This window comes from Candidatus Frankia alpina, from assembly GCF_902806485.1.
Lineage (GTDB): Bacteria > Actinomycetota > Actinomycetes > Frankiales > Frankiaceae > Frankia > Frankia alpina.
Genome location: NZ_CADCWT010000250.1, coordinates 1 through 6,265 on the forward strand (window position 1 = coordinate 1; position 6,265 = coordinate 6,265).

Consider the following 6,265-nt stretch of genomic DNA (forward strand, 5'->3'; position numbering starts at 1 on the left):
GTTTCGGGCGCGTTCCTGCTGGAAGCGGACCGTCGGCCGGGGTAACGGCCCCGACCGACGCCCGATCATGACGTTTTTTCCTGGCATACAGTCCCCGTGCGGGGGGAGTCTGGAACCGACGCACGCTCGGGAGGAACTGCATGGGCGAAGGTAGACAGACGGACATGGACGATCTCGGCGCGGCAGGTGCCTATGACGCCCGCCGGATCTGGGAGGTGGGGGAGCCGGTTCACGCGGTGATCTACTTCCATCCCGCGGTACCCCGCTTCGGGGCGGAGGCCGGCTCTCACGGCTTCTGGATGGGGTACATCGGCATGCGGGCCGCACCGCTCGGTGCGGCGTCCGCAGCGACGATCACCTCGGCCTTCTACAACTTCGCACCGCGCCGCATCGCCCGCTCCGTTCCGGACGTCTGGGCCTACTCCTCGCCGTCCCGGCTGCTCGACGCCCGCCTCGCGGCGATCGATGTCGTGCTGCGTGAACTGTGGGGGCTGGACACGACGGGCGTGGCGGTGCGGCGCGCCGCAGCGCTCGCCGGTCGGGCGGCGGCGGCCGCGGTCACCGCCGGGCGGCCGCTGGCCGCCGCCAACGCAGCCCTGCCCCCTCCCACCGAGCCGCACCTGGCGCTCTGGCAGGCGCTGACGACGCTGCGGGAGCACCGGGGCGACGGGCACATCGCCGCCTTGGTGCACGCCGAGGTCGGCCCCTGCGAGGCGCTGGTCCTCGCCGCGGCCACCGGGCGCAGTCCCGGTGAGCAGTTGCGGATCTCGCGCGGTTGGAACGAGCGGGAGTGGGCGGACGCGGTCCGTGACCTTTCCGCGCGCGGCTGGCTCACCGCCGACGGCACGTTGACCGAGCGCGGTGCCCAGGCCCGGGACGCGATCGAGGACGCCACCGATCAGCTGGCTGCGGCCCCCTACCTGGCACTGACCGTGGCGGAGCGCGGTGACCTGTACGCGACGCTGTACGGGCTTGCCGAGCGGGTGGCGTTGGGCAGCGGGTTCACCTGGCCCAACCCCATCGGGCTGGACTGGCCGCCGTCCTCGGAGCGGTCGATGGTGGACCTGCGTCAGCCGGTGGAGCAGCGTCAGCCGGTGGAGCTGGGCTCGATCGAGGGATAGCCATAGCCTCCGGTGAACGGCTCCTCGCCGAAGTCGCCACCGTCGAACCCCGCGTCGTCGGCGACGCCCTCAGCGATGCCGCGACGCAGCGGCCCCGGACCGAGATCCGGCGGGTCCAGCTCCGCCGGGTCGAGGTCGTCCGGGGTCAGGTTGATGTCGTCGACCTCGCCGTGCATCTTCGACCCGTTCAGCACCACCGGGATCTCCAGATCACCGACCACGTGTTCGACGTAGAAGGCACGGGCGCCGATGAGCCACAGCGCGAAGCCCGGATCGAGCCGCGGCAGCAGATCGGCGGCTACGTCGGTGAGCCCGAGCGCCTCCTGCGTGTCGGCGATCTGGTCGGACGCCTGCTTGTATAGGATGCGGATCGCCGTCTCCGCGAGCAGCCCCTTGGCGATCTCCACCGAGTCCGGGGAGGCGGACAGCAGGTCGGAGATGCGATGGGCGACGATCGCGTTGGCACATCCCCACTGGCGGGCGAGCTTCTGCTGCGCGGAGAGCCGGCGGACGAGCCCCGCGAAGCGCATCAGCCGCCAGCACTCGTCGTAGACGACGTAGCGCTGCACGCCGTCCTGGCGCATCAGGGCCGCTTCCATCCACGCCTGCGCACACGTCATGATCAGTGCGATCATCTCGTCGCTGCCCTGGACCCGCTCCAGGTTGAGCACGGCGATCGGCCGGTCGAAGTCCAGCGGAGAGGTCGTCGGCCCATCGAACAGGCCGCCGAGCGCGCCATGGGTGAGCCGGCGCAGCGTCAGGGTGGCGTCCCGGGAGGCATCGCGTAGCTCGGTGGCCGTCATCGGAAGGTCGACGCAGTCCTCCTCGGTGGGATCGGTCATCGCCTCCAGGACGTGCGGGAGCAGCGGGGTCGCCCAGCGTTCCGGCGAGGTGCCGCTGATCTGCCGGGTGACGACGTCGAGGGCGAGGTCCACGGCGGTGTGCTCGGCCGGGGTCAGCGGCACGCCCTTCGCCGTCTCGATCAGCGACGACAGCAGCGACGACCTGGCCCGCTTGACCTCGCGGGCCCAGTCCGCGTCGGCGATGTTCATCGGGCGCGGCGGCGCGTCCAGCGGGTTGAGTCGGGTCGCCATGCCCGGACCGATGTAGGTGGGCTCGCAGCCGAGCCGGCGAGCCAGCCGGGTGTACTCCCCCTTGGGATCGCAGGGCACCGCCGCCTGGTAGCCGAACGCCGCACCGCGGGAGATCAGCGTCTTGAGCAGCGCCGACTTGCGGGAGCCGACCGCGCCGAACACAGCGAAGTTCGGGTTCTCGATGACCTGCTGGCGGTACAGCTCGAAGACGTCGAAGTCGAACGAGTTCCCCGACCACACGTGCCGGCCGATGTACATCCCGGGCGCGGCCAGCCCGGAGTCGACCACGAACGGGTAGATGCCGGCGATCTGCGCCGTCGTCTCCATGTGCGCCGGCAGCCGCATCTTGTGATAGGCGCGCCCGGCGAAGGGGCCGAGCAGCTTCGAGGGCTGCGCCCCGCGGCGCAACGCCGCCTGGGCGCGACGCATCGCGGTCTTCTCCGCCGCGGCGGCGGCCCGTTCCGTCCGGCGGCTGCGGCGGGGCGACGGGCCGGCCGGCGACGTCGACCGGCGCCGCCGCGGACCGCCGCCGAGGTCGACGAAGCCCTCGGCGTCCCGCCCCGGGTCGTGCCCGGCCGCCTCGTACGCCGCTGCCTGGTAACCGTCCGGGTCGTAACCGGCCTCGTCGAAGCTGGGCGGGTCGAGATCGTCGAAGCCGGCGCCCTCGAAGCCGGCCTCGTCGTCGTACCCGTCCGTCTCGTCGGCGTCGCCGTACTCGTTCGCCTCGTGGTCGGCGTAGGGGACTGCACCGTCGCGATGGAGCGCGCCGCTGCCGTTGTCGGTATGGCTGCCGTGCCCCGGACTCATCGGACCTGCGGCGTGGAGACCCCGCCGTTCACGGCGGAAAGGAAACGCCGCCCCTGTTCGGCCACGGATCGACCTGCCTTTCATAGGATATGATCATGTCCTGTTTCCGGAGGTCAAGCCACTCCCACCGCCAGCGGTAGGGCCCCTACGCTGAAGCCCTGGTCTTGTTCTCCGACGAGGCGCACCATCTCCAGCCGGCTGCGCGACGCCAGCGTCTCGGCCTCACCGCAGGCGTCGGCGAGCCCGTCGAGATCGTCGGCGGAGACCGTGACGAACCCGTGGAAGCGGAACGCCCCGAAGCCGGCGATCAGCTCCTGCTCGCGCCGTTCCACCTCGTCGGCCTCGGCCACGTCCCGCTGCGTCGTGACCTTGCCGACCTTGTCCCGCATCTGCTGTTCGCCGAGGTGCGCCATCCGCCGGCGGTTCACCGCCCTCTCCGCCTTGCGACCGGGCAGCGGCTCCACGACAAGCGACACGGTGCGCCGGCAGGTCGTCTCCATCAGCAGCGGAGCGAGGAAGGCGGCTGGCGAGGGCACCCGGGGCCAGCCGTTGATCCAGTAGGTGGTGTGGTACCCCGAGTCTGTGCGGTAATGATCCCAGGCGGTGACGGTCCGCACGGGACCGGCCGCTGCGGGATCGATTCCGGATGCCAGGCCCTTCAACCCGCCGGCGAGGTCGGTGCTCGCCCCGCCGCGGGCGTCGATCATCTCGATCGAGTACGGATCGTAGGTCGTGCGGATGACCGCGGCCAGCGCCCGCGGGGGCAGCCAGCCGACCGTGTTGATCGACGCCCGGGCGAGCGCCGCCTCCATGGTGCGCAGCTCGCCGAGCAGGACCGCGCAGGCCGCCTGGTCGCCACCGCCGGCCCGCTGGATCGCTCGGCGGGCGTCCTTGGCACGCAGTTGGAACGACAGGTAGGTCTCGTGCCGCTGGGCGACGGGACCGGCCGCGTCGATCACCTGCTGGTAGGCGTCCGCGGCCCAGGAGTCGTCGTGGTGGCCGCGGACCCGCCAGTGGCGTTGGAGCTGGTCGCCGGAGTCGGGCAGGGTGCGCTCCAGCCACTGGATGCGGGACAGCTTGCCGCCGCCGGCCGTCAACCCGGCCAGCAGCTCGCCCCAGGCATCCACCCTGGCCTGCTGGTCGCCGGACTCCAGCAGGGCGAACTGGCTGCCCTGCACCTGCAGGACAGCGGTGTAGGTCTGTTTCTTGGCGTCCTTGACCACCGCTACGTACCGGCCGCCGCCGACCGGTACGGACAGCATCACCAGAGAGGACAGCGGCCCGGGAAGGACCGTGCGGCTGAGCTGGTCCTCTCCGGCGCCTAGCCGGAAGAACGCGCCACGGAACACCGACTCGCCCGTCACCTTCTGTATCGTGAAGCCGAAAAGGATCGGCACCCACTGGTCGAGGTTACGATCCTCCACCCGGACGAAGGCGACGAACAGCAGGGCCACCGCAAGCAGTACCCAGAGCGGAATGGCTACCAACGGTGACCGGAGAGCGCCGAGAACGCAGAGCATCACGCCGATCATCAGAGCGAGCTGCGGCCAGCGCATGCCGAGCATGACGCCGCCGCGTTCGAGCGGCCCGAACCGATAGCTGCGTTCCGCGACCATCTAGTACCTCACTCGCCGATTGATCATCTGCGCGGTGCCGCCTGTCTGCCCGCCGTGCTCACTGACCGCCGGTGCGGGATGGTGGGAGGCCACCGTGGCCGGCCGGGCCGCCGGGGCGACTGGCGGCCGGGCCTGGCCGCGGGGATGTGCCGTTCCTGGCCGGTGCGACGCGGGTGGCGGTCCGGGGCGCACCGCTTGGCCGGGCGCTGGCGCCGACCGAGACGGCCGTCCGGGTGGGGCCGCCGGACCGGGCCGGCTGCCGTACGGCGCCGCCGGTGCCGGAGCCGCTGGTTCGGGGCCGGCCACTGCCCCGCACCGACGCGGTTGCGGCACCGGCCCGGGGGGACCCACCCACGGGCGCGCCGATTCCGCCGCGACCGGTCCGTAGCGCGGCTGGCCGCGCGAGTCCCGGCTGGACGCCAATGCCACCGCTGTCGCCGAGCATCCCGCGATTACGCGTCTGGAGCCGGGCACCGATTCCGCGGAAGGTATCGCGGGACGTCGATCCGAGCAGCGCGCCCGCGCCCTGGCCGAAGGACGCCGCGCTACGCCGGCCCGCCGATCCGACTGCCCGCATCAGATGGACGTCGGCGAATCCCATGAGGTGCATGAGGACGAACGGGGCGAACACCGCGGCAATCATGACCACGGTTCCACCGAGGATCGTCAGGGTCTGATCGACCGTGGAACCGGTGGAGTCGCTGGCCATCCCGGCACCGAGCGAAAAAATCGCATAGATGACTGGCTTCGCGAAGATCAGAGACAGGAGGATCTCGGCGGCGCGCTTGATCCATGCGCTCGTCGACATCGTCGGCTGCCCGGCGAGATAGAGCGGGATGAAAACCGCCATCACGATGATTGCGACCTTGCGAATGTAGAGCACCACGAACAGCGCGAAAGAGAACATAGCGACCAGCAGCGACAGCACGAGATCGAGGGCGAAGTTGCCCTGTTCCGGTAGCGCTCGTACCTGAGCCACGAGGTCGGCCCCCAACGGTTTCCCGTCACCGAAGGCGTCGGCGATGCCGTCCGAAGCGGTCAGAATCATCTGAAGCAGGGCAAGTGCGATGAACGAGCCCAGGATCGAGGTGCCGGTCGCAGCGAGTGCCCGAACGAATACGTGCGGGTCACCTCGCACCGCACCCATGATGCAGGCACAGAGAAAGAGCCCGGTGACGACCAACACTGCGATCCCGAACGCGATGTTGTAGTTCTTGACAACGTAGTCGGCGTTCAGATCGATGGTCGTCTTCTGCGCCGCGAAACTGAACACGGAACTCGACAGGTCTGCGGCCATCCCGCAGAACGCCGTCCCCATCGAGTTGAAGTAGGCATCCACACTCCCCGAAATCGCACCTTTAACTGCACTTAGGGGATTTGGGTTGAAGGCCAGAATTACCGTGCCGTCGCCTGCGTTACCAGTCGTCATGCGCCCGCTCCGATCAGAAGAAAACTGTTGAATTCCTCGGACCGTTGCTCGGCCGGGTCTGGGCCATCTGGGCCATCATCGGAATCGGAAAGTTTCCAATCTGATCCGTTCCAATTCACGCTACACAGGTCGGTACCCCAGAAGTCGCGCGGCTTGAAGTTCGGCGATCCATTAAGGTTGCCGGCGTTTGTATTAAGC

The 6,265-nt window shown here is 69.8% G+C and carries 4 protein-coding genes and 1 pseudogene; 1 reads left to right on the plus strand and 4 read right to left on the minus strand.

Annotated features, from left to right (window positions below):
* Positions 1 to 140 precede the first annotated feature (140 nt).
* Entirely contained in the window at positions 141 to 1,121 is a 981-nt protein-coding gene (locus G6R25_RS19915; protein ID WP_205447274.1) for an SCO6745 family protein, read from the plus strand.
* Here G6R25_RS19915 and G6R25_RS19920 read toward each other — a convergent pair.
* From G6R25_RS19920 to G6R25_RS25475, 4 genes and pseudogenes are all read right to left on the minus strand, one after another.
* Positions 1,088 to 3,022, minus strand: a complete 1,935-nt coding sequence (locus tag G6R25_RS19920; protein ID WP_163554163.1) for a conjugal transfer protein TraC — start codon at positions 3,020 to 3,022, stop codon at positions 1,088 to 1,090. The two genes, G6R25_RS19915 and G6R25_RS19920, sit on opposite strands and share 34 nt — an antisense overlap.
* 113 nt (positions 3,023 to 3,135) lie before the next feature.
* The gene (locus tag G6R25_RS19925) at positions 3,136 to 4,638 is read right to left on the minus strand and encodes an SCO6880 family protein (RefSeq protein WP_163554164.1); all 1,503 of its coding nucleotides are present in this window, start codon (positions 4,636 to 4,638) and stop codon (positions 3,136 to 3,138) included.
* Positions 4,639 to 4,696: 58 nt separating this feature from the next.
* Positions 4,697 to 6,067, minus strand: a complete 1,371-nt coding sequence (locus tag G6R25_RS19930) for a TrbL/VirB6 family protein (protein WP_235949196.1) — start codon at positions 6,065 to 6,067, stop codon at positions 4,697 to 4,699.
* Positions 6,064 to 6,265: pseudogene (locus G6R25_RS25475) on the minus strand (hypothetical protein); the annotation flags it as partial. The gene G6R25_RS19930 and the pseudogene G6R25_RS25475, both read right to left, overlap by 4 nt.